Origin of the sequence: Streptomyces sp. IBSNAI002 (assembly GCF_052244475.1) — a bacterium.
GTDB lineage: Bacteria > Actinomycetota > Actinomycetes > Streptomycetales > Streptomycetaceae > Streptomyces.
In genome coordinates this window covers 7,681,668-7,704,114 of record NZ_JBQPXG010000002.1, presented here as the reverse complement: position 1 = coordinate 7,704,114, position 22,447 = coordinate 7,681,668, and the positions used below count along the sequence as shown (strand labels likewise).

16 protein-coding genes are annotated in these 22,447 nt (G+C 76.2%); 7 read left to right on the top strand and 9 right to left on the bottom strand.

Features of this window, described 5'->3' with window-relative positions; genetic code table 11:
- The first annotated feature begins 134 nt into the window (after window positions 1-134).
- Window positions 135-2,738 carry a serine hydrolase gene (locus ACTVZO_RS35705; RefSeq protein ID WP_443302283.1) on the top strand — a complete coding sequence of 868 codons (2,604 nt, stop codon included), beginning with the start codon at window positions 135-137 and terminating at the stop codon, window positions 2,736-2,738.
- A gap of 102 nt (window positions 2,739-2,840) precedes the next feature.
- On the opposite strand, the gene ACTVZO_RS35700 is transcribed toward ACTVZO_RS35705, so the two are convergent.
- The 4 genes from ACTVZO_RS35700 to ACTVZO_RS35685 form a co-directional block, all read right to left on the bottom strand.
- Window positions 2,841-3,635, bottom strand: a complete 795-nt coding sequence (locus tag ACTVZO_RS35700; RefSeq protein ID WP_443302282.1) for a hypothetical protein — start codon at window positions 3,633-3,635, stop codon at window positions 2,841-2,843.
- A complete protein-coding gene (locus ACTVZO_RS35695; RefSeq protein ID WP_443302281.1) occupies window positions 3,635-4,912 on the bottom strand; it encodes a VWA domain-containing protein in 1,278 nt (425 codons plus the stop codon). The genes ACTVZO_RS35700 and ACTVZO_RS35695 overlap by 1 nt, the downstream gene beginning before the upstream one ends.
- An 80-nt stretch (window positions 4,913-4,992) precedes the next feature.
- Window positions 4,993-6,624, bottom strand: a complete 1,632-nt coding sequence (locus ACTVZO_RS35690) for an FAD-dependent monooxygenase (protein ID WP_443302280.1) — start codon at window positions 6,622-6,624, stop codon at window positions 4,993-4,995.
- A 100-nt stretch (window positions 6,625-6,724) separates the two neighbouring features.
- Window positions 6,725-7,135: an organic hydroperoxide resistance protein gene (locus ACTVZO_RS35685; protein WP_443302279.1), complete on the bottom strand. Its 411-nt coding sequence runs from the start codon at window positions 7,133-7,135 to the stop codon at window positions 6,725-6,727.
- Between the two features lie 128 nt (window positions 7,136-7,263).
- On the opposite strand from ACTVZO_RS35685, the gene ACTVZO_RS35680 reads away from it, so the two are divergent.
- Complete coding sequence (locus tag ACTVZO_RS35680; RefSeq protein ID WP_443302278.1) at window positions 7,264-7,740, top strand: MarR family winged helix-turn-helix transcriptional regulator; 477 nt, start codon at window positions 7,264-7,266, stop codon at window positions 7,738-7,740.
- 74 nt (window positions 7,741-7,814) lie between these two features.
- Window positions 7,815-8,852, top strand: a complete 1,038-nt coding sequence (locus ACTVZO_RS35675) for a PHP domain-containing protein (protein WP_443302277.1) — start codon at window positions 7,815-7,817, stop codon at window positions 8,850-8,852.
- On the opposite strand, the gene ACTVZO_RS35670 is transcribed toward ACTVZO_RS35675, so the two are convergent.
- On the bottom strand, window positions 8,839-9,762 hold the full coding sequence (locus ACTVZO_RS35670; RefSeq protein WP_443302276.1) for a UbiA family prenyltransferase: 924 nt from the start codon (window positions 9,760-9,762) through the stop codon (window positions 8,839-8,841). The two genes, ACTVZO_RS35675 and ACTVZO_RS35670, sit on opposite strands and share 14 nt — an antisense overlap.
- A 76-nt stretch (window positions 9,763-9,838) precedes the next feature.
- On the opposite strand from ACTVZO_RS35670, the gene ACTVZO_RS35665 reads away from it, so the two are divergent.
- From ACTVZO_RS35665 to ACTVZO_RS35655, 3 genes are read left to right on the top strand one after another with little or no spacing between them, the layout of a single operon-like run.
- Window positions 9,839-10,900, top strand: a complete 1,062-nt coding sequence (locus ACTVZO_RS35665; protein ID WP_443302275.1) for a type III polyketide synthase — start codon at window positions 9,839-9,841, stop codon at window positions 10,898-10,900.
- Window positions 10,901-10,960: 60 nt separating this feature from the next.
- Complete coding sequence (locus tag ACTVZO_RS35660) at window positions 10,961-11,515, top strand: isoprenylcysteine carboxyl methyltransferase family protein (protein ID WP_443303372.1); 555 nt, start codon at window positions 10,961-10,963, stop codon at window positions 11,513-11,515.
- On the top strand, window positions 11,512-12,537 hold the full coding sequence (locus tag ACTVZO_RS35655) for an NAD(P)/FAD-dependent oxidoreductase (protein ID WP_443302274.1): 1,026 nt from the start codon (window positions 11,512-11,514) through the stop codon (window positions 12,535-12,537). The genes ACTVZO_RS35660 and ACTVZO_RS35655 overlap by 4 nt, the downstream gene beginning before the upstream one ends.
- An 83-nt stretch (window positions 12,538-12,620) precedes the next feature.
- Here ACTVZO_RS35655 and ACTVZO_RS35650 read toward each other — a convergent pair whose 3' ends face one another.
- The gene (locus ACTVZO_RS35650; RefSeq protein WP_443302273.1) at window positions 12,621-13,622 is read right to left on the bottom strand and encodes a hypothetical protein; all 1,002 of its coding nucleotides are present in this window, start codon (window positions 13,620-13,622) and stop codon (window positions 12,621-12,623) included.
- 173 nt (window positions 13,623-13,795) lie between these two features.
- Here ACTVZO_RS35650 and ACTVZO_RS35645 point away from each other — a divergent pair, with 173 nt between their 5' ends.
- The gene (locus ACTVZO_RS35645) at window positions 13,796-15,523 is read left to right on the top strand and encodes a carboxylesterase/lipase family protein (RefSeq protein ID WP_443302272.1); all 1,728 of its coding nucleotides are present in this window, start codon (window positions 13,796-13,798) and stop codon (window positions 15,521-15,523) included.
- A 34-nt stretch (window positions 15,524-15,557) separates the two neighbouring features.
- Here the strand turns inward: ACTVZO_RS35645 and ACTVZO_RS35640 are convergent, their stop codons facing one another.
- From ACTVZO_RS35640 to ACTVZO_RS35630, 3 genes are read right to left on the bottom strand one after another with little or no spacing between them, the layout of a single operon-like run.
- Window positions 15,558-17,516, bottom strand: a complete 1,959-nt coding sequence (locus tag ACTVZO_RS35640; protein ID WP_443302271.1) for a hypothetical protein — start codon at window positions 17,514-17,516, stop codon at window positions 15,558-15,560.
- Entirely contained in the window at window positions 17,513-21,196 is a 3,684-nt protein-coding gene (locus ACTVZO_RS35635) for a vWA domain-containing protein (RefSeq protein ID WP_443302270.1), read from the bottom strand. The genes ACTVZO_RS35640 and ACTVZO_RS35635 overlap by 4 nt, the downstream gene beginning before the upstream one ends.
- Window positions 21,193-22,347, bottom strand: coding sequence for an ATP-binding protein (locus tag ACTVZO_RS35630; protein WP_443302269.1), 1,155 nt, complete (start codon window positions 22,345-22,347; stop codon window positions 21,193-21,195). The genes ACTVZO_RS35635 and ACTVZO_RS35630 overlap by 4 nt, the downstream gene beginning before the upstream one ends.
- Between the last annotated feature and the right edge of the window lie 100 nt (window positions 22,348-22,447).

The following is a 22,447-nucleotide window of genomic DNA, read 5'->3' as shown; positions in this document are numbered from 1 at the left end:
GTCACAGCATCGGGCCGGTGGAACGCGCCGGGCTCCCCGGACATCTAGCACGTCGGCGCGGCCCCACGGAGGGCCGCGCCGGTCGTGTTGGCAAGGCCGGCGACAGCCGGGTACGAGGGCAAGGCGGGGCTGGGATGAAGGCGACAACGGTGGCGGGCGGTTCCCCGGACAATCCGGAGACCGAAGAGACGCATGCCCCGGCTCCGGGCCCCGTCCCGCCCGAGACCGCTCCCGAGGCGAAGGCCAAGGCCGCAACGGCGACGGCCACCCCCGGCCCGCGGACCGAGCCCCACACCGACGCGACAGCCGAACCCGAGCCGCAGACCGAGGCGGGGGGCGAGCCCAGCGCTGGGGCCGAGCCCGAGGCGGGGGCCGGTGCGAACGCCCAGCCCGAGCCGCAGGCCGAGGCGGGAGCCGGGGCGAACGCCCAGCCGGAACCGCAGTCCGAGCCCAAGGCGGGGGCCCAGACCGAGGCGGGTGCCGAGGCCGGTGCGAACGCCGAGGCCGAGCCGCAGTCCGAGCCCGAGGCGGGGTCCGAGCCCGAGGCGGGGTCCGAGCCCGAGGCGGGGTCCGAGCCCGAGGCGGGGTCCGAGCCCGAGGCGGGGTCCGAGCCCGAGGCGGGGTCCGAGCCCGAGGCGGGGTCCGAGCCCGAGGCGGGGTCCGAGCCCGAGGCGGGGTCCGAGGCCGAGGCGCAGGACGAGGCCGGGACCCGGACCGAGGCCGGGACCCGGACCGAGGCAGCGCCGCAGGACGAGGCGGGGGCCGAGACCGAGCCCGAAGCAGAGCCGGAGGCGCCGGTCGTAGCCGACGGGGAGCCTTCGGCCAACGCCCCGGCGGAGCCTGAGCCCGAGCGCGCGCCGGACTCCCGTACCCCTGCATCCGCACCCGAATCCCCCGCCGGATCCGAGGCCGAGGCCGCGCCCCAAAGCCCTGGCGACATCGGCGAGTTCGACGCCGACCCCAGGACCAAGCCCGCACCCGAACCTTCCGACAACACGGTCACGCTCCGAGCCAAGCCCGGAACCGGAACCAAGTCCGGGGCCGCGCCCCAGAACCCGGACGAGACCGGCGACCTCGACGCCGGGCCCAAGGCCAAGCCCGCACCCGGACCCTCGGACCTCACCGTCACGCTCCGGGCCGAGGACTTGCCCTCGGGCGACGCCGGCGCGTCCGGGCGCAACGGTGGGGCCCCGGCCCCGTCGGCGGGGTCGGCCGGAGCCGGTGTGACCCGGCGGGCGCCCTCGTGGGCGCGGGGGGCCGAGAGCGACTCCGAGCGGACGAGCCAGTTCATCGCGCTCAAGCCGCTGGACACCCCGGCACCCACCCCGGCCCAGGCATCCGCACCCGCCCCCACCTCCACGCCCACACCCACGCCGATCACGGCCGGAACCACCACCCCGACGGCCCCGCCCCCCACCGCCACCCCCGCGGGAGCGGCCCCCGCCGCCGTCCCCCTCGAGCTGCTGGCCGAGCTCACCAACACCGCGCCCCCGACGGAGACCCCGCGCCGCACCGCCCTGCGGCGCGTCAAGATCTGGACCCCGATCCTCCTGGTCCTCGCCGGCGGGGCCATCGGCGCGCAGTTGCTGCGCCCGCTGCCCGCCCCGAAGATCGTCGCGGCCGAGACCGGCCACACCATCGCCGGGCAGCTGTCCATCCCCTGGCCCGCCAAGGGCCAGGGCGCCGTCCGCGTGCCCGGCTCCGGCGACATCGGCACCTTCGGCGAGCAGAAGCCCGTCCCCACCGCCAGCGTCGCGAAGGTGATGACCGCCTACGTCGTCCTCAAGAACCACCCGCTGAAGAAGACCGAGCCCGGCCCCAAGATCAAGGTCGATGCGAAGACCGTGGCGGACGGCACCTCCGAGAACGAGTCCCGCATCGTCGGCCTCACCGCCGGCACCGAGTTCAGCCAGCTGGACATGCTGAAGATGCTGATGATCCCCTCCGGCAACAACGTCGCCCGCCTGCTGGCCCGCTGGGACACCGGCAGCGACTCGGAGGCGGCGTTCGTGGAGAAGATGAACGCCGCCGCCAGGGAACTCGGCATGACGAACACCGTCTACACCGACCCCAGCGGCCTGGACTCCGGCACCGTCAGCACCGCCGCCGACCAGCTGAAGCTCGCCGAGGCCGTCATGAAGGACGACGTCTTCCGCTCGATCGTGGCGTTGCCCGGCGCACCGATCCAGGGGCTGAAGCAGCCGCTCGACAACAACAACGACCTGCTCAACTCCAGCATCAGGGGCATCAAGACGGGCTCCAGCACGCCCGCCGGCGGAGCCCTGATGTGGGCGGCGTACAAGGGGGTCGGCGGCGAGGACCAGCTGGTGCTGGGCACGCTGATGGACCAGCGCGTCGACGGTCCGGACGAGAACGCCGTGAAGAGCCTGCAGCTGGCCCTGGACAACAGCAAGAAGATCATCGAGGCGGTACGGACGGCCCTCGTGTCGGCTCCGGTAATCCGCAAGGGCGACACCGTCGGCTACGTCGACGACGGACTCGGCGGCCGTACGCCGCTGGTGGCCGCCAAGGACCTCAACGTGATCGGCGTACCGGGCCAGCAGCTGAAGCTCACCCTCAAGCCGGGTGCCTCGCCGCTGCCGCACACGGCCGGGTCCGGCACCGAGGTCGCCGTCCTGACGGCGGGCGAGGGCGAGGGCGCCAAGAGCGTGCCGGTGGCGGTCGGGAGCGAACTCGCCGAGCCCTCGTTCGGGACCAGGCTCACCCGCCTCGGCTAGGCACCGGCACGGCGGACCACGGCAGACGGCCGGGCCCCGGGGGAATCCCCCGGGGCCCGGCCGTTTCCGCACTCGAGCACGCCGCACACGAGCACGCCGCGGTCAGGCGTGCGGCGGCACCCGGGACGGGCGGCCCGAGCCGCGCGTCAGGGAGTAGCCGAGGATGCCCGCGAGGGCGCCGAGCACCGCGCCCGCCGCGGTCCAGATCCAGCGGTCCGACCACCAGCCGCCGGACCAGCCGTCCTCGGGCTCGCTCAGCGAGCCGGTCACGGTGGCGGGGACCATCGGCGTGGAGAGGGCGCCGTCCACCGCGTAGGCGCCGCCGCTCTCGTGCACCGAGGCCTCGACGGCCGCACGGATCGGCAGACCGAGGTCCTCCTCCGGTGCGTCGACGACGGTCAGGCGTACGTAGTAGCTGCCCGGCAGCGGGTCGTTGGCCCACTGCTCGGCTCCGGCGCGGACCGTGCGCAGGGTGCAGGACAGCTCCACCGTGGCCGCTTCCCGGGCCGCGGCCCGGGTCTGGGTGCCGTAGGCGCACGCCTGGCGGCGGCGCAGCCCGTCGTAGACGTCGAGCTGCCAGGTCGAGGCGCCGTGCCGGTTCTTGGCCTCGGGCAGGGTGACCGCCGCCTTGACCGTCAGGCGCTGCTGCGCGTCCACGGGGACGACCCAGTAGAGGTAGTCGCCGGTGGACGCGCTGGCCGTGGCCTTCTGGCCCGGGCGGAACGCCGTCGCGGTGCGGAAGCCGGTGCCCGCCTCGGTCGGCGCGGCCTCCTCCTTAGGGGGCGTCGAGCGGGGGCTGGGGCTCGCCGAGGAGGTGTCGGCCAAGGCCGTCCCGGTCACCGTGAGGGCGGCTACCGCGGCCAGCAGGCCTGCGGTCAGGGTGCGTACGGTACGCATCAGTTGGTCCTCCAGACGGAGATGCGCCAGCGCGAGATCCAGCCCCACACCACACCGGCGGCGAGCCCGACGAGGGCCAGGACGGCAAGCAGCCACCAGCCGCGGCCGAGACCGAAGGCGGCGGCGTCGGACGCCCCGCCGGGTCCGTCCACCACGTCGATGGTCAGCTCGACGGGCATGCCGGGGGTGGTCTTGACGGAGGCGGGTGCGGAGAAGGAGTTGCTGACCTGGAGGCAGACGGTTTCCGCCGCCTCCTTCGCGGCGTCGTCCTCCGCGTCGGTCTCGGCCTTCGGGTAGCGCAGGCCGGTCGACAGGACGTCCGTCCGGCCGTCGCCCGCCTCGGAGCCGCGTACGATCTCGCGGCCGTGCACGGTGGTGGCGCGCAGCAGGACGCCGTAGTCGTTGTTGACGGCGCGGTCCGCGGCGATGCTCACCGAGGCGCGCAGTTCCTGGCCGGGGCGGACGTCGACGCGGTACCAGCGGTGCTCGCCGAAGGTCTCGCGGTCGCTGTAGAGGCCGGGCTTCAGCCGGGGGGCGTTCGCGCACTGCTTCGCACCCTCGGTGGCCACCGGGTTGACGACGGGTTCGGCGGCCCGGTCGACGAGTTGCTTCACCCTGCTGGAGAGTTCGGCGGTGTGCTGCACGGAGGTGTACGTACCGCCGGTGGCCTCGGCGATGCAGGTGAGCTGGGCGCGGATCTTGGCGTCCGGGACCAGACCGAGGGTGTCGATGACGAGGTGGATGCCCTTCGCGGCGATGTCGCGCGCGACTTCGCACGGGTCGAGCGGGGCGCAGGTGTCCTCGCCGTCGGTGATGAGGACGATCCGCTTGGTGCCGTCTCCGCCGTCCAGGTCCTGGGCCGCGGCGAGCAGGGCGGGGCCGATCGGGGTCCAGCCGGTGGGGGCGAGGGTCGCGACGGCGGTCTTGGCCTCGGTGCGGTTCAGCGGCCCGACCGGGTACAGCTGCTTGGTGTCCTTGCAGCCGAGGGCCTTGTCGTCACCGGGGTAGGTGGCGCCCAAGGTGCGTATGCCGAGCCGGACTTCGTCCGGGACCGAGTCGATGACCTCGTTGAAGGCCTGCTTCGCGGCGGCCATCCGGGACTGGCCGTCGATGTCGTTCGCCCGCATGGAGCCGCTGACGTCGAGGACGAGATCGACCTTCGGGGGTTCCTTCGCCGTCGGCCCGTCGGCGGCGGTGGCGCTCGCCGGGAGGAGCCCGACGGCCAGGGCGGCGAGCAGTCCGCACGCCCGGGCCGCAAGCCGTTTTCTTGTGATCATCGCCGGATCGTATTGAGGATCTTCCGGCATTCCAAAACGGGTCGCCAGCCGGGGTCTTCCGGCGGCGGACCACCGGCGTACTACTGCGCGGGACCCGGGGCGAAGGTGGTGGCGAGGTGGGCTGCCAGTGCCCCCGGGTCCGGTGGGCTGAGGCGGGCGGCGAGGTGGCCGTCCGGGCGGATCACGAAGGCCGTCGGTCCGTCCACCGCGTAGCGGCGGGCGAAGGCGCCGCCGGTGTCGCGGTACTCCGGCAGGCCGGTGGTCTCGGCCTGGGCGTCGGGGCCGAGGATCGCGATGACCTCCATCCGGCCGGCCGAGGACTCCCGTGCCGTCCGTGCGAGTTCGCCGGTCCGCGGATCGTCTCCGTGGAGGAGCAGGACGTGTCCGCGGTCGCGCAGCAGGTCGTAGAGGCGCAGGGGGTGGGCGGCGATCGGGCCGGTGAGGCCGCCGCAGTCCGGTGCCCGGTCCCCCGGCCGCGGACCCGGGCCCTCGCCGGGCGGGTCGACGATCGGGCTGCCCCGGTAGGCGACGAGCAGTTGGGCCTCGCGCAGCATCACGGTCGCGGGGTCGTCCGGGTCGGCCTGGACGCCCGCTTCGGCGTGCCGCACGGTGCGGCCGACGACTTCCTCGCCGACGGGACGGCGTTCGGTGTCGTAGCTCCGGAGCAGGCCGGGGTGGGCGCGGCCGTCGACGGCGAGGGCGAGCTTCCAGGCCAGGTTCCAGGCGTCCTGGATGCCGGTGTTCATGCCCTGGGCGCCGGTGGGCGGGTGGATGTGCGCGGCGTCCCCGGCGACGAAGACCCGGCCGTCGGCGTACCGGTCCACGATGCGGTGGCTGATGCGGAACACCGAGGCCCAGCGGATGTTCGAGGCGGTGGCGGGCTGCGGTGAGAGCCGGTCCAGGACGGTCTGGACGTCGGGGAGTGCGGGGGCCCGGCCGGTCTGCAGCCCGTGGGCGACTCCGTCGGAGACGGCGTCGGCCTGCTGTGCGGTGGAGAGTTCGGGCGGGACCCGCATCGACGCGCGGTACCGGCCGGCGCCGGGCAGCGGGATGCACACCAGCACGTCGTCGACCGCACCGGCGGCGTCGCGGTGCATCGAGCGGACGGCGTACCCGTGGGGGAGGTCCCAGTCGACCTCCACGTCGGCGAGCATGTACTCCTCGGGGAAGGCGCCGCCCTCGAAGCCGAGTCCGAGGCCCTTGCGGACGATGCTGTGCGCGCCGTCGCAGCCCACCAGGTACCGGGCCCGTACCTCTTCCTCCGCGCCGGAGGGGGTGAGCAGCCGGCCCGTCACCCCGTCGGCGTCCTGCGCGAAGGACACCAGCTCGGTTCCGCGCTCGACCGCGGTCCCGAAGCGGGCGAGGAACTCGTCGAGGATGCGCTCGGTCTCGTACTGCGGCAGCGCGGCGAAGCCGTACGGGACCTCGGGCGGCAGCATGAACTCGAGGCGGGGCTGTTCGACGCCGTTGACGTACGCCAGTTGCCCGCGCATAGGAACGGCCGCTTCCATGGCGGCGCGCACCAGCCCCATGCGGTCCCAGAGTTCCAGGGTGCGCGGCTGGATGCCCACCGCCTTGGCGAACGGGAGCCGGGCGGGCAGCCGGTCGACGATCCGGCAGGAGACTCCGCGTCTGCGCAGCTCCACGGCGGCGGTCAGCCCGACCGGGCCCGCGCCCACGACCAGTACGTCTGTCGAGTGAGTGTGCGCCACTGGCGCCTCCCGGCGTGCGGGCCCCGACGGGGCGGTGCCCCTCCATGGTCGCCGCCCGCCGGGGGTCCGGCATCTCCGGTGTGCCCACGCCTCCGGTCTGCTACTCGACGACGAGCTCCACCTCGATGTTGCCGCGCGTGGCGCGGGAGTAGGGGCACACCTCGTGCGCCTGCTTGACCAGCAGGGCGCCGGTCTCGCCCGCCAGGGACTCGGGGAACTCGACGCGCAGGACCGCGGCCAGGCCGAAGCCGGCGCCGTCCTTGCCGATGGAGACCTCGGCGGTGACCGAGACCTCGCTGGTGTCGACCTTGGCCTGGCGGCCGACCAGGCCCAGCGCACTGGCGAAGCACGCGGCGTATCCGGCGGCGAAGAGCTGCTCGGGGTTGGTGCCCTGTCCGTTGCCGCCGAGCGCGGGGGGCATGGCGAGGGCGAGGTCGAGCTGGCCGTCGGAGCTGACGGTGCGGCCCTCGCGGCCGTTGGCGGTGGCGACAGCGGTGTACAGCGCGTCCATCGGAGTTCCTCTCGCGGAAATGATCCGTTGCGGCGGCCGGTGGTCGACCGCGCTCCACCATTAGAGCACGCAATTCAGTTGTGCACAATTCAATGCCTCGCAAGTGCTTCCCGGGTACACTGGCGCCCATGACCGAGAAGCCGACCGCACCCCACCCCGACCAGGACTTCCTGCGCCTGGACGGCCAGATCTGCTTCGCGCTGAACGCCGCGAGCCGCGCCTTCGGCGGTCTGTACCGCGTCGTGCTCAAGGACCTGGGCCTGACCTACCCGCAGTACCTGGTGATGCTGGTGCTCTGGGAGCACGGCGAACTGCCCGTCAAGGAGATCGGACAGCACCTGCGCCTGGACTCCGGGACGCTGTCCCCGCTGCTCAAGCGGCTGGAGGCGGCCGGCTTGGTCCGCCGCGAGCGCAGCACCGAGGACGAGCGGTCCGTGCACGCCCACCTGACCGGGGAGGGGGCCGCGCTGCGGGCCCGCGCGGTGGAGGTGCCGCGGCGGATCGCGGCCGCGACGGGCTTCGAGCTGGCCGAGATCGTCGAGCTCCAGACCCGGCTGAGCCGCCTCACCGCCGCGCTCGACGCCGCCGTTCCGCAAGAGGCGTAAGAGGCGTAAGAGGCGGTAAGAGGCGCAACCGGGCGCGGCGCCGGACACTGGGTCCGGAGGCAGGAGGAACGCCCATGGACCCGGTGGCGGCGCTGGACCGGATCGCCTTCTTGCTGGAGCGCGCCCAGGAGCCCACCTACCGGGTACGGGCCTTCCGCACGGCCGCGGCCGCCGTCGGACGGATGGGCGGGCGCGAGACGGCCGAGCGGGCGGCGGACGGCACCCTGGAAGCGGTCAAGGGCATCGGCCCCAAGACCGCCCAGGTGGTGCGGGAGGCACTCGGCGGGGCGGTCCCGGCCTATCTGCAGAGGCTGGAGGACGAGGTCGCCGCGCTCCCCGAGGGCCCGCCGGCCACCCCGGCGGCGACCGCCCTGCGGGCGGCGCTGCACGGGGACTGCCACGTGCACTCGGACTGGTCCGACGGAGGCAGCCCGATCGAGGCCATGGGCCGGGCCGCGGCCTCCCTGGGGCACGAGTACGCCGTGCTCACCGACCACTCGCCCCGGCTCACGATCGCCCGCGGACTCTCCCCGGAGCGGCTGCGCGAACAGCTGCGGGTGGTGGCGGAGCTCAACGAGACCTGGGCGCCGTTCAAGCTGCTGACCGGCATCGAGTGCGACATCCTCGACGACGGTTCGCTGGACCAGGAGCCGGAGCTCCTCGACCGGCTCGACCTCGTCGTCGGCTCCGTCCATTCGAAGCTGCGGATGGAGGCGCCCGCCATGACCCGGCGGATGGTGGCCGCCGTGCGCAACCCCCTGATGGACGTACTGGGCCACTGCACGGGGCGGCTGGTGACCGGCCGGACCCGGCCACCGTCCCGGTTCGACGCCGCGGCCGTCTTCGCGGCCTGCGCGGAGTCCGGTACCGCCGTGGAGATCAACAGCCGTCCCGAGCGGCTGGACCCGCCCCGGGACCTGCTGCGCCTCGCCGTGGCCGCCGGGACCTTCTTCGCCATCGACACCGACGCACACGCCCCCGGCCAGCTGGACTGGCAGCTGCTCGGCTGCGAACGGGCCGTGGAGTGCGGGGTGCCGGCCGAGCGCGTGATCAACACCTGGACGGCCGGACGGCTCCGCGAGTGGACCCGTACCCGCGCTACGCCGGCCTGAGCCCGCCCACCAGCAGCAGCACATCGGCCCCGGCGACGGCCAGCACGGCCAGGAAGGGGAGCCGGCCCGCGGGGCGCCGGGCCGCGAGGAGCAGCACGGCCGCCGTCCCCGCCAGCAGGGCCCATCCGTACGCCGTGACCCGCCCCGGCGGCCCCACCACCAGGGCGGCGGCCGAGCCGAGGACCAGGAGCGCGGCGAGCGCGGCCGAGTACCGCGGCCCGATCCGCTGGGGCAGGCCCACCACCCCGGTGGCGAGGTCGTCGGCGATGTCCGGCAGCACGTTGGCGAAGTGCGCGCCCGCCCCCAGCAGGGCCGCCGCGGCCGTGAGCCAGGGCGGCGGCCACGGCGCACCGGGCAGACCGAGGGTGAAGAAGGCGGGCAGCAGGCCGAAGGCCAGGGCGTACGGGAGCCAGGAGACGACCGTGCGCTTCAGCCACAGGTTGTAGCCCCAGGCGGCCGCCACCCCGGCGAGGTGCACGGTCCCGGCGAGCAGCCCGCCGGCCAGGGAGAGGGGGACGCAGACCAGCAGGGCCAGGCCCGCCGCGCCGGTCACGGCGGCGGGTCGCACCGTGCCCGCGACCAGCGGTTTGTCCGGCCGCCCCACGGCCCGGTCGCGCCGCAGGTCGGCCCGGTCGTTGCTCCAGCCGACCGAGAGCTGACCGGCGGCGACCGCGCCCACCGCGACGGCCCCACCCGCCGGGCCGTGCCCTGCGGCGGCCGCCAGGGCCACGGCGAAGAGGGTGACGGCCACCGCCGGCAGCGGATGGCAGGCCGCCAGCAGCCCCGCGGCCGGACCACCGCGCGGGCGGCGAACGGCCGGGACGGTCGTGGCATCGGTGGTCGTGGCATCGGTGGTCGTGGCGTCTGCGGCGGTCGCGGCGGAGCCGGTCGCCCCGGTTCGTGCGGGCACGGCGACACCGTATGCCGCGCCGCGCCCGGTTGGCCTGATTCATAACGATGTGTCAGTTGTTTCCTATGGTGAACGGATGACGCATGTCCTGGCAGTGAGCAGCGTGTTCCCGCCCCATCACCATCCGCAGGCCGAGATCACGGCCGCCCTCGCCCGCTTCCTGCCGCCGGGCCCCGACACCGCCCTGCTGCACCGGGTGCACTCCTCGGTCCGCGTGCGCACCCGCCACCTCGCCCTCCCGCTGGAGCGCTACGGGCCCTCGAACGACTTCGGCACGACGAACGCCCTGTTCCTGGAGGCGGCCCTGGAGCTCGGCGGCCGGGCCCTCTCGCTCGCCCTCGCCGAGGCCCGGCTGGCCGCGCCGCAGATCGACCTCGTCATGTCGACCACCGTGACCGGGCTCGCGACGCCCTCGCTGGAGGCACGCCTCGCGGCACGCGCCGGCCTGCGTCCCGACGTACGGCGGGTGCCGCTCTTCGGCCTGGGCTGCGCGGCGGGCGCCGCCGGCGTCGGCCACCTCCACGACCACCTGACGGGCCGGCCCGGACACGCGGCCCTGCTGCTGTCCACCGAACTCTGCTCGCTCACCTTGCAGTCCACGGACACCTCGATGGCGAACCTGGTGGCCGGAGCGCTGTTCGGCGACGGGGCGGGGGCGCTCGTCGCGGTGGGCCGCGAGCACCCGCTGCACGACACCGGCGCCGGGCCGTCGGTGGTGGCCGCGCGCAGCCGCCTCTACCCGGGCACCGAGCACCTGCTCGGCTGGGACATCGGCCACTGGGGGCTGCGCATGGTCCTCGGCCGCGAACTGCCGGACCTGGTCCGGCTGCACGTCGCCGAGGAGGTGGAGACCTTCCTCGCCGCGCACGACCTCAAGCCCTCGGACGTCGACGCGTGGATCTGCCATCCCGGCGGCCCGAAGATCCTCGACGCGCTGGCCGAGGCGCTCGCCCTGCCCGAGTCGGCCTTCGCGGCGAGCCACCGCTCGCTGGCCGCCGTCGGCAACCTCTCCTCGGCGTCGGTTCTGCACATCCTGGGCGGCATCCAGAGCGCGGGGCCGCCGCCGCCCGGATCGGTCGGGCTGATGCTGGCCTTCGGACCGGGCTTCGCCTCCGAACTCGTCCTGCTCCGCTGGTGACCACCGCCGCGGCACCCCCGACTCCCCCTGGCTGGTGACTCCATGGCCCTCACCCCGTCCATGACCTGGTACCTGCTGCTCATCGGCCTCGTCGTGGCCGAGCGGCTCGCCGAACTGGCCACGGCCCGCCGCCACTCGGCGTGGAGCCTGGCCCGGGGCGGCCGCGAGTACGGCAGCGGCCACTACCCCGTGATGGTCGCCCTGCACACCGCGCTGCTGGTGGGCTGCGTGGTGGAACCGTGGGCCTCCGGGCGTCCGTTCCTGCCCGCGCTCGGCTGGCCGGCGCTCGGCCTGGTCCTCGCAGCGCAAGCCCTGCGCTGGTGGTGCGTCGCGACCCTCGGACCGCGCTGGAACACCCGGGTGCTGGTCGTACCCGGACTGCCGCTGGTGGCGGCCGGGCCCTACCGGTGGATGCGCCACCCCAACTACGTGGCGGTGGTCGTGGAAGGGCTCGCGCTGCCGCTCGTGCACAGCGCCTGGGTGACCGCCCTGGGCTTCACCGCGCTCAACCTGCTGCTCCTGCGCGTGCGGATCGGCTGCGAGGACGCCGCGCTGACCGACGGCGGACGGCAGCGCGCCCCCGCCTCCGTGCCGACGGCCGGATCCCCCTCGTGATCGACCTGCTGATCGCCGGCGGCGGCCCGGCGGGCCTGGCGACCGCCATCCACGGCACGCTGGCGGGCCTCGAGGCCGTGGTGGTCGAACCGCGGCCCACGCCCGTGGACAAGGCCTGCGGCGAGGGCCTGATGCCGGGGGCGGTGTCCCGGCTGCGGGAGCTCGGCCTGGACGTGGCCGGGCAGCCGTTCCACGGCATCCGCTACGTGGACGGCACGAGCGGACGGCAGGCGGAGGGGCTGTTCCGCCGCGGTCCCGGTCTCGGCGTCCGGCGGACCGTGCTCCAGGCCGCGCTGGCCGAACGCGCCGCACAACTGGGCGTACGGGTGGTCCGCGGCCGCGTCGAAGCGGTCAGCCAGGCCGCCGACCACGTCAACGCGGCAGGTCTCACGGCCCGTTACCTCGTCGCCGCCGACGGGCTGCACTCGCCCGTCCGGCGCGCGCTCGGCCTGTCCGTGCCGCCCGCGCCCGGCCGGCCGGCACGCTACGGGCTGCGCCGCCACTACAGCGTCGAACCGTGGAGCGACCTCGTCGAGGTGCACTGGGCGGCGCACTGCGAGGCGTACGTCACCCCGCTCGCCCCCGACCGGATCGGCGTGGCCCTCCTGACCACGGAGCAGGCCCCCTTCGACGCCCAGCTCGCCCGGTTCCCGCTGCTGGCCGCACGGCTGCCCGCGTCCCCCGGGGCGCCGGTGCGCGGCGCCGGGCCGCTGCGCCAGGGGGCGCGCGTACGGGTGGCGGGGCGCGTGCTGTTCGTGGGGGACGCGGCCGGTTACGTGGACGCGCTGACCGGCGAGGGCCTGACCCTGGCCGTGACGGCGGCGGGCGAACTGGTGCGCTGCGTACGGGCGGGGCGGCCGCAGGCGTACGAACGGGCCTGGCGGGAGCTGTCGCGCAGCTACCGCACGCTCACCGAATCGCTGCTCTGGGCGCGCCACCGGCCGCCGCTCGCCCGGCGGATCGTCCCGCTGGCGGCGCGGCTCCCGCGCGTGTTCACCCGGGCGGTCAACCTCCTGGCGTGACACGGGCCTTGGGCGCGGCGCACCGGACACGAGGCGGCACCCCGTGCCGGGTACGCACGGGGTGCCGCTCGTTCACCGCCGGATCAGGCCGCGCTCTGCCCCGGGTTCCTCAGCGCCACTCCCGCGAGGACGGCGCCGGCCGCCGCGCTGAGCATGACGACGCTGCCCGCCCAGGCGACGGACCCGCCGACCGCCCCGGCCAGGGGGTCGAAGGCCGCCGCTCCGCCGGACACGTGCAGTGCGACGACGCCGACGGCCGTGACCGCCGCCGCCCGCCACACCATCGTGGTGTCCCGCACCGCCAGCAGCGCCCCGAAGCCGATGCAGAGCACGGTGACGAGGAGCGGCAGGAAGTCCAGCGGTGCCCCTGACGACAGGGCCGCCAGGTCCATCGGAAGGTGCGGGGCGCCGGTGACCAGCAGGGCGATCGCCACCGGCCAGCGCAGCATGTGCCGCAGCACCGGCGGACCGGGGCGGGCCGGTTCGGGGCGGGCCGGGTCCGGGCCCGGTCCGGTCGGCCGGCGCCGCTGCTCGTAGGGGGCGTCGTACAGCTCCCGGTACGGCGGCTCGTACGGCTCCTCCTCGTACGCCTCCTCCTCGGGCCCGGGCGGCCCCGCCGCTTCGGCCCGCTCCTCCCCGGGGCGGTCGTGCACCTCGGACCGCGTGGGCTGTGCGGCCGGGTCGGACGGGGCGGGCCGGGGCGGCTCCTCGGTCCCGAGGATGGTCACCAGCAGGGCCACGTCCTCGATGGGCCGGCCGACGGCGGCGGCGCGCAGCGTGATGTCCGCCGCGTCGACCTCGTGCGGGGGCTCGCCCAGCAGGGCGACCATCTGCCGCACCTCGTGCACGGGACGGGTCACGGCCGCCGTGCGCAGCGCCTCGTGTCCGGGGTTGGGCAGCTGGCCGGTGTCCTTGAGCAGGCTCACCAGGGCGGTGACCTCCTCCAGGGGACGGCAGGTGGCCGCCGTGTCCAGCAGGGTGCGCACGGGCTCGGGGCCCGGCGACGGTGCGTCCGGAGGAGTGGTGTCGGGGATCCCGTGGCGGTCTTCTCGGTCCGTCGCCGCGAGGGTGATGGGGTCATTCATGGAAAGCTCCGTTCGCCGACACGCGGGTCTACACATCGCGCGCCGGTCATCGTGCGTCATGGGAAGCGCACGCTTTGTTACATTGACGGTCAGATCCGCTCACTGCGCCATTCGGGGCGGGCAAACGGGGGTCGCCGGGCGCGCTGGCGCGTCCCTGGGGAAAGGCTCGACGCGTGCCCGATGTGCGGAGGTTGTGGCGCCGGTGCGTACGACCGCTGACGTTCTCGCTCCCGGCGGTGCTGCTGGTGGCCGCGTCGCCCGGGCCTGAGCGGCCCTCGGCCGAACGGCCCGTCGTGGAGCGGCCGGTCGTGGAGCGGCCCGTGGTGGAGCGGCCCGTGGTGGACACCGACCGGGGGCGGGTGCGCGGCCTGGAGCACGGCGCCCACCGCTCCTTCGAGGGTGTCCCGTACGCCGCCGCCCCGACCGGCGCGCTGCGCTGGCGGCTTCCGGAGCCGGCGCCCCGCTGGCAGGGCGTGCGCGACGCGGGTGCTCCCGGGCCGCGCTGCGTGCAGCTGCCCGCGTTCGGGCCGGGCGGACCGAGCGGTTCCGAGGACTGCCTGTACCTGAACGTCACCCTGCCCTCGGCCGCACCCGCCCGGGGCGGTGCGGGGCGGCCCGTCATGGTCTGGTTCCACGGCGGGGGCTTCGTCAACGGCGCGGGTGACGCGTACCGGCCCGAACGGCTCGCCGTCCGGGGCGACGTGGTGGTCGTGACCGTCAACTACCGGCTGGGCGTCTTCGGCCTGTTCGGCCATCCGGAGCTCGGCGGGGCTCCCGGTTTCGCCCTCGCCGACCAGCAGGCCGCGCTGCGCTGGGTGCGGGCGAACGCGGGCAGGTTCGGCGGCGACCCGGGCAGCGTCACGGTGTTCGGCGAATCGGCGGGCGCCCTCAGCGTCTGCGCCCACCTCACCTCCCCCGACTCGGCCGGGCTGTTCCACCGGGCGATCGTGCAGAGCGGATCGTGCTCGACCACGATCCCGCCCTGGTCGCTGCTTCCCGCACTCGGCGCGTACGAGCCCTTCGTCCCCGAGCGGACCACGGTGTCGGACGGGGACCTGGCGGCGGCGCGGCTCGGCTGCGCGGGGCCCGACGGAGTCCTGGACTGCCTGCGCCGCCTGGACGCCCGAGAGCTGGCCACACCGGAGCTGATGCAGACCTTCTCCAAGGTCCCCTACGGCGGCGCCCTGCTGCCCGAGGAACCCCGACGGGCCCTGGAGAACGGACGGTTCCACCGGGTGCCGGTGATGCAGGGCAGCACGCGCGACGAGATGCGGATCTTCCTCGGACCGACCCTGGCGGCGTACCCGATCGCCGACGGGGCCGCCTACCGGGACCGGCTGGAACGGTCGTTCGGGGCCCCGACGGCCCGCGCCGTCGAGGCGGGCTATCCGGTGACGGCCTATCCGACGCCGGCGACGGCCTGGGCGACCTTGCTGTCCGACGCCTCCTTCACCTGCCCGACGCTGCGGGACGGCGGCGCACTGGCCCGGCACGTACCGGCGTACGCCTACCGGTTCTCCGACCGCGGGGCGCCCAACTTCACCGGGCTGCCGGACGCACCGGGGCTGCCGTACGGGGCCTCGCACGGCTTCGAGCTGCCCTACCTCTTCGAACTGGCGCCGCTGAACGCCCCGCAGCGGGCCCTGGCGGACCGGATGACCGACTACTGGACCGCTTTCGCCCGCACCGGTGCCCCCGGCTCACCGGGTGTCCCGCCCTGGCCCCGCTTCCGCCCCCAGACCCCCTCGGTCCTGTCCCTGGCCCCGGGCCCGTCCGGCATCGGCCCGATCGACGCCCGCACCGAGCACCACTGCGCCCTGTGGGACGCCCAGGCACCCGCACCCGCACCCGCACCCGCCTCCGCCTCCGTCCCCGCCCCCGCCCCCGCCCCTCCCCGCTGATCTGCCCGCTGACCTGCCCGATCCGGTGCGCGGATCAGGCTTCCGGGGCGGGGGCCCAGGAGGCGGAGACCAGGGAGCGTTCCGCTGCTGCCAGGTGGGTGGCCGTGGACAGCCAGGCGTGGGCGTAGCCCTCCGCGGAGGGGTCCGCGAGGCGGCCGAAGCCGTCGCGGGGGCGGCGGTCGGCCTCGGCGGCGAGGGCCGCGGCCAGGTCGGCCGCCCCGGTGAGCCCGGCCCGGCGGAGCGGGCCGTACGCGGCGAGGGGTTCGGTGCCCCGGGCCGCCTCGGCCACGGCTCGTCGGCCGCCCGCGACCCCGGTCTCCAGGAGGCGGCGTACGCGCCACAGCGGTGAGTCGGCCAGCGGGTCCGGGCCGGCGGGGGCCGGTTCGGGAGCGGGCCCGGCGGTGGCCGCCGGCGGGAAGTGGACGCCCTGGAGGCGGTCGTAGCCGAGGTCCGCCCGGCCCAGCCACTCCTCGGGCAGCCGCAGGGTGTACTCCGCGCCGGGCACCGGGCCGACGGCGAGCGGACTCAGGGTGGCGGCCCGGTCCAGGTCGGGGCGGCCCAGGACGCGCAGCCGCAGACCGGGGTACGAGCCGAGGCGGCGCAGGTTCGCCGTATGCGCCAGCTCGGGGTGGGGGTGGGCGGGCCGCAGCCGCAGCAGGGGCGCGCCCGGCCGCAGTTCACGCACGTGGAGGTGTTCCCCGGCCGCGCCGACGACGGCGACCTCGCAGCCGAGCAGGGCCGGTTCGGCGTCCTCGGCATCCGCGGGGGGGTCGGCGAGCGCCTCGGCGGCGGGCCGCGCGAAGAGCGCCGCGGCGGGCCCCTCGGTCCACGGGATCCCGCGCAGCGGGGTCGCCTTGACCCCGCGTCCGGCGCCGAGCCGGCCCTCCGGGGAGACGGTTGCGCCGACGACGCGCAGGCCGCCGCGGGCCAGCCCGGCGTGGTCGAGGACGGCCCCGCCGAGCGCGACGGAGGCCGTCCCCGCGCCGCGGGCCCGGGCCAGGCCGCCGGGGCGGACGTCGGAGAGCGAGTACGCGGCGCCGTCGGGGGCCAGCAGGTGCGTGACCACTCCCCCGTAGCCGGTGGCCGAGAGAACCGGCTCCCGGCACAGGCCGTACACCTGGAGGCTGCCGCCGGGCGCGTAGGCACGGCGGGCGGTGCCGGTCAGGGCGGGATCGGCGCGGCCGGCGGCCAGCAGGGCGGCGGTGCGCAGGAGTTCGCGGAAGGCCTCGGTGAGCGCGCCGAGCCGTTGACCGGCCTGCTGCCCGCGGGCGGCGCGCAGGCCCCGTACGACGCGCAGCGCGGCCGCCTCGGCGCGTGGCAGCCCGGCGAGGCGGGCGGTGTGCGCGGCGCGCAGCAACTCGGCCTGGACCACGGCCCCTCCGGCGGTGACCCCGGCGGCGAGCGCCTCGGCGGAGACCCGCCAGAGCCCGGCCGCGGCGCTGCGCTGGGCCTCGGTGAGCGTGGCGCCGGGGGCGGAGCGCCCTGCCGGCGGGTCGGGCTCGGCCGCAGACCCGGCCGAATCCGCTCCCCGAGCCCCCTGGGCCCGGCCCGCGGCTGCGGCAGCGCCGGGGACTCGGCCCGAGCCCGGGTCCGGGGCCTGACCCGAGCCCGGGCCCGGGACCTGACCCGAACCCGGGTCTTGGGCCTGGGCCGAGCCCGGGACTTGGCCCGAGCCCGGGTCCAGGGCCTGGGCCGGGTCAGTCAGGGGGGCGGCGCCCAGGGCGGCGGCGCGGTGGAGGCAGCGGGGGGCCAGGAGGCAGGTGCAGACCGCCTGTCCGGGCTCGGTGACCGCGCCGCCCGGGCCGGGCCGCAGGGTGACGACGGCGTCCTCCCCGAAGGCGAGGACGACGGCTCCGTCTCCGTCGGCCCCGCCGGACGCGAGCGCGCCGCAGCTCGCGGTGGCGGCGTCCAGCTTTTTGCGCAGCCGTGCGCTGAGCTGCTCGACGGCCTCGGCGAGCACCTCCGGTGCGACGGGCGGCAGTTCGGTGGTCAACGGGGTTCTCCACGGAGTCGGTCGCCCACCCAGCGGGCGAGGGCGAGCGGGCTGAGGGCGGCCACCGGCATCCCGGCGGCGACGAGCTGCCGGGCGACCGGGACCGAGTACCGCGGGGTCCCCGTGTCGTCGAGCGCGGCGCAGCCGAGCAGGTGGGCGCCGGAGGCGGCCAGTGCGCGGACCTCGCCGAGCAGTCCGCCGATCGGTGCGCCCTCCTCGAAGTCGCTGACCACGACGACGAGGGTGCGGCTCGGGACGGTCATCAGCGAGCGGGCGTGCGCGAGTCCGGCGGCGATGTGCGTACCGCCGCCGACCCGGACCTCGAGCAACAGGGAGAGCGGGTCCTCGACCCGGTCGGTGAGGTCCAGGACCTGGGTGGAGAAGGCGAGGAAGTGGGTGGACAGGGTGGGCACTCCGCCCAGCACGGCCGCGGTCAGCGCCGACCAGATGACGGAGGCCTCCATCGAGCCGGAGACGTCGACGACCAGGATCAGCCGCCAGTCGCTCTCGCGGCCGGCCCGCGTGCTGAACACGGGCCGTTCCGGGACCACGACCACGCTGCCGTCGGGCCGCCGCCGGGTGTGCGCGAGATTGGCGCGCAGGGTGCGGGCCAGGTCCAGTCTGCCGCCGGGGCGGCGGGTGGGGCGCGGGGTGGCGAGGCCGGAGAGGGCCGGGCGCATCCGGGTGGCCAGTTCCCTGGTCAGTTCCTCGACCAGCCGCCTGACCAGGGGCCGCAGCGTGGCGAGCTGGGCCTCGGGCATCCCGCCTGCGAGGGACAGGACGGAGCTGAGGAGTTCCACGGAGGGCCGTACGGACGCCGGGTCGAGCTGGGAGAGCACGTCGGTGCGGCCCGCCTCGGCCGCTCCGCCGAGCACCTCTTCCCGTACCTCGGCGCCGAACAGCGCCTCCAGCTCCTGCGACCACTCCCGGGCGGTGGGGAAGGAGTGTTCCCGGCCGCCGCCCTGTCCTCCCCTGCCGCCGTCGAGGTCGGTGGAGCCTTCGCCGCGGCCGGCGCCGTAGAGCTCGTCGAGGGCGTGGGCGTAGCGGCGGGCGCCGGCGGGGAGCCGGTCGCGCTCACGGCCGAGCAGCAGCCTCCAGCGGTCGGCGGGCGCGAGGCGCGGGCCGGGGTGCGCGGCGCGGGCGGGCCCGGATGTGCCCAGCGCGGCCGGATCCGGATCCGGGGCTTCGGCGCGGCCGTGGTCCTGGGCCGGTACGGCCGCCCCGGGCAGCGGGAGTTCCTTCAGCGCCGCGAGTCCGGCGGCGTCGGCGGCGGCCCAGAGGGCGAGCAGCGCGGGCGGCGCGTCGAGCGCGAGGTCGACCCGGTCGCCCAGTCGCTCGCCGACGGTGTCCAGCAGCCGGTCCCGGTCGGCGGGAGACAGGGTGTCGAAGCCCCCGCGCAGGGCCGGGAGGCGGTCGAGGAAGTCCTGGTCGCCGAGGTGCTCGACCCGGTCGAGGAGCGGCGTGAGCGCGGCCGGGGAGGACTGCAGGAGCGGTCCCGCCGCGGTGAGCACTCCGCCGAGCCGGCGGGTCAGGGCGCGGCGCGCGTCGGGGGCCGCCGCGGCGTCGATCCAGCCGCCGGCGCGCTCGCCGAGCCGGGCGGCCGGATCGAGGTCGAGGAGGACCCGTACGGCCAGGGCCGCGCCCTGGATCAGCGGGGAGGCGGAAGCGGCCAGGGCGGCGAGGGCCTCGTCGGTGCGCAGCCCGAGGTGGTGGGCGGCGGCGCGGTCGGCGAGGGCCACCAGGGCCGCGGCGTCGGCGGGGTCCTCGCTGCCGGCGAGGCCGGGCAGGGAGCGGACGGCCGCTTCGAGCAGATCCCCGGTGAGTGCGGCGGCGGTGGCGCGGGAGGTGTCGCCGGTGCCGGGGAGATGGCCGCGGTGGAGTGCCTCCAGGAGGTCGAGGGCCTCGAGGAGCTCGGGCAGGGTCGCGGTCTGCGGCAGGACTCCGGCCGCCTCCCGGAGGCGTACGTCGACCAGTTCGGGCAGATCGCAGCGTGCGGCGGCGGCCAGTCCGGCGAGGATCCGCTCCGGGGTCGGCCCGCCGTCGGCGGCGGCGCGGCGGGCGGTGTCGCGGAGGGTGCCGGCGGCGGCCTGGGCGGCCGTGACCCCGCGCACCCCGGCGAGGTCGAGCCGGGCCGGGACCGAAGGCGTCCAGGACAGCCGCCACTTGGTGCCGAGGGCGGCGCCGTCGCCGGTGGTGGCGACGGTGAGGGGCTCGCCGTAGGAGGCTCCGCAGACCAGGAGCCGCTGGAGGAGGATCTCGCGGCGGCCGTCGAGGGCGGAGCGCAGCGGGTCGAGGCGGACCTCGCGCGGGGCGGGGTCCTCGGGGCCGGGCAGCCGCAGCTCGGTGAGCTCGGCCTCGACGGAGGGGCCGAGGCCGGAACGGGGGGCGTGCGGGGTGATCCGGCCGCGTGCGGTGCCGACGAGCACCGCTTCGAGGGCGCGGGCCAGTGCACGGCCGCGGCCGAGCGGTTCGCCCTGCCCGAGGACGGTGGTGAGCGCTTCGAGGAGTTCGCCCCGGCCCGGTGCGGGGAGCCCGCGCAGGACGGCCAGGTCACAGGCGAGCCGCAGGGTCTCGGTGGCCTCGCCGGTCCCCGCGGTGTGCCCGGCCCGGCGCAGCTCGCGGCAGACCCGGGTGACGGCGACGGAGGCCGCCTCCCAGACCAGGCGGGGCTCTCCGCCGGCGTCGAGGACGGACTGCTGCCACAGCGGGTCCCGGATCCCGGCGGGGTACCCGGAGCGGGAGTCGAGCAGGTCGAACGAGTACGGCACGAGCGAGGTGACGGCCTGCGACGCGCCCTGCCCGGCAGCCCCGGACCGGACCCCGGTCCCGCTCCCGGTCACGCGCCCGGTCGTCTGTCCGGTCCCGCGGCCGTGTCCTGCGGGCGCCGCCCCGGCGTCGCCGCCGGCTGCCGCGGTCCCGGCCTCCCCGGCCGGGGAGGGGGCGCGGGCGGGTACGCCGAGGAGGGCCGGTGCGTGGAACGCTCCGATCACGGCGGCCACGCGGTGGCCGGCGGCGAGGGCGCCCCCGATCACCTCACGCATGTGGGCCTCGCGGGCCAGGTCCGTCGCCGGGACGGTGGCGGCGTCCGAGCGCAGCGCCCATCCGACGCCGAGGGCGGCCCGCCGTACGGCTTCCGGCGAGCAGCCGGGTGCGAGTACCTCGACGGCCCGGTCCCACATGTCCTCGCCGTCCCGGCCGGTTCCGGCTGCGGCGAGCGCGTCGGCGAAGGTGCGGTCGCGCGGCGCGCCGGCCCGGTCCGGGACCGCCGCGTCCACCCGGGTCCAGGCCTCGGCGGACAGCGGGAGGTCGCAGCACAGGACGGCCGCCCCGCGCGCGGCGGCCCAGCGGATCGCGGCCAGTTCCGGGGAGAAGTCGGCGAAGGGGTAGAAGGCCAGGCGGCCGTCCCGGCCCGTGCCGGCCAGGGCGACGGGGGCGGCAGTCTCCGGGTCGGCGAGGTGCTCCAGCCACGGCTGGAAGTCCACCGGGAGCTCCACGCAGACCGCGTCCGCGCCTGAGGCGTCCAGCAGTTCGGGGACCAGCGCCGCCAGCGCGGGGCTGTGGTGGCGCACCCCGAGCAGGTACGGCTCTCGGGAGGCGGCCAGCGCCTCGACGGCCGTACGCGGATCGGCCGACGCGCCGGCGGCGTCGCGCGCGTCGGCCGTCGTCTGGGGTGGGGTCACCGCAGGCTCCCGCGCAGGTCCCAGAGGCGGCGCCACATGGCCGAGCCGTCCTCGGCCCGGCGGCGGACCGGGCCGTCCCAGTAGCCCAGCAGCCGTCCGTGGTCGGCCGGGTCGTCCTTGCGTACGACGCCCAGCAGGTGCCCCGGCAGCAGGTCCAGCACGTCCCCGCCCGGCAGGTAGGCGGCCGCGACCCCCAGCGAGGCCGCCACCTGCACGGCCTCGGCGGTGGACATCACCGTACCGGGGCGCTCCACGTCCCAGCCCTCGGCGGAACGTCCCGAGCGCAGGTCGCGGAAGACGGTGACGAGCGCGTCGAGCACGGCGTCGTCGACCCCGAAGGAGGCACCGGCCCGCTGGACGGCGGCGACCGCCTGACGGCGGATCAGGGTGGCCTCGGCGTCGGCGTCGGCGATCGGGGCGACCGTCTCGAAGTTGAAGCGCCGTTTGAGGGCCGCTGACATCTCGGAGACGCCGCGGTCGCGCAGGTTGGCGGTGGCGATGACGGTGAAGCCGGGGGCCGCGGAGACCACCGCGTCCTCGGTGGCGGTCAGTTCGGGCACGGTCACCCGCCGGTCGGACAGGATCGACACCAGCGCGTCCTGGACCTCCGGGAGGCAGCGGGTGATCTCCTCGACGCGGACCACGCGCCCGGTCCGCATGGCGGAGAGCACCGGCGAGTCGACCAGCGCGCCCGTGCTCGGCCCCTGGGCGAGCAGCAGCGCGTAGTTCCAGCCGTACCGGAAGGCGTCCTCGGTGGTCCCGGCCGTGCCCTGGACGGTGAGGGAGCTGGTGCCGCAGACGGCGGCGGCCAGCAGTTCGCTGAGCATGGACTTGGCCGTGCCGGGCTCGCCGGTCAGCAGCAGGCCGCGCTCTCCGGCGAGGGTGACCACGCAGCGCTCCACGAGGGCGCGCTCGCCGACGAACTTGGGGGCGATGACCAGCTTGGTACCGCCCTGGGGCAGGGCCAGTTCGGCTCCGTCGCTGCCGCAGACGAAGGTGACGACGTTGCGCGGGGTCAGCGCCCAGCCGGGCGGGCGGGGGCCGGGGTCCTGGGCCGCGAGGAAGGCGAGTTCGGCGGCGTACCGCTCTTCGGCGGGCAGGACCTGCCGGGCGGGCGCCGCCGCTGCGGCGGCCTGGTCGGTGAGCGTCATCGGAGTACTCCTGGGTGGTGCGGAACGGATACGGACGGCGTGCGACGGGTGGGCAGCGGGCGGGCGGGCCGGGCGGGCACCCTCCGCCCCCTTCCCCGGC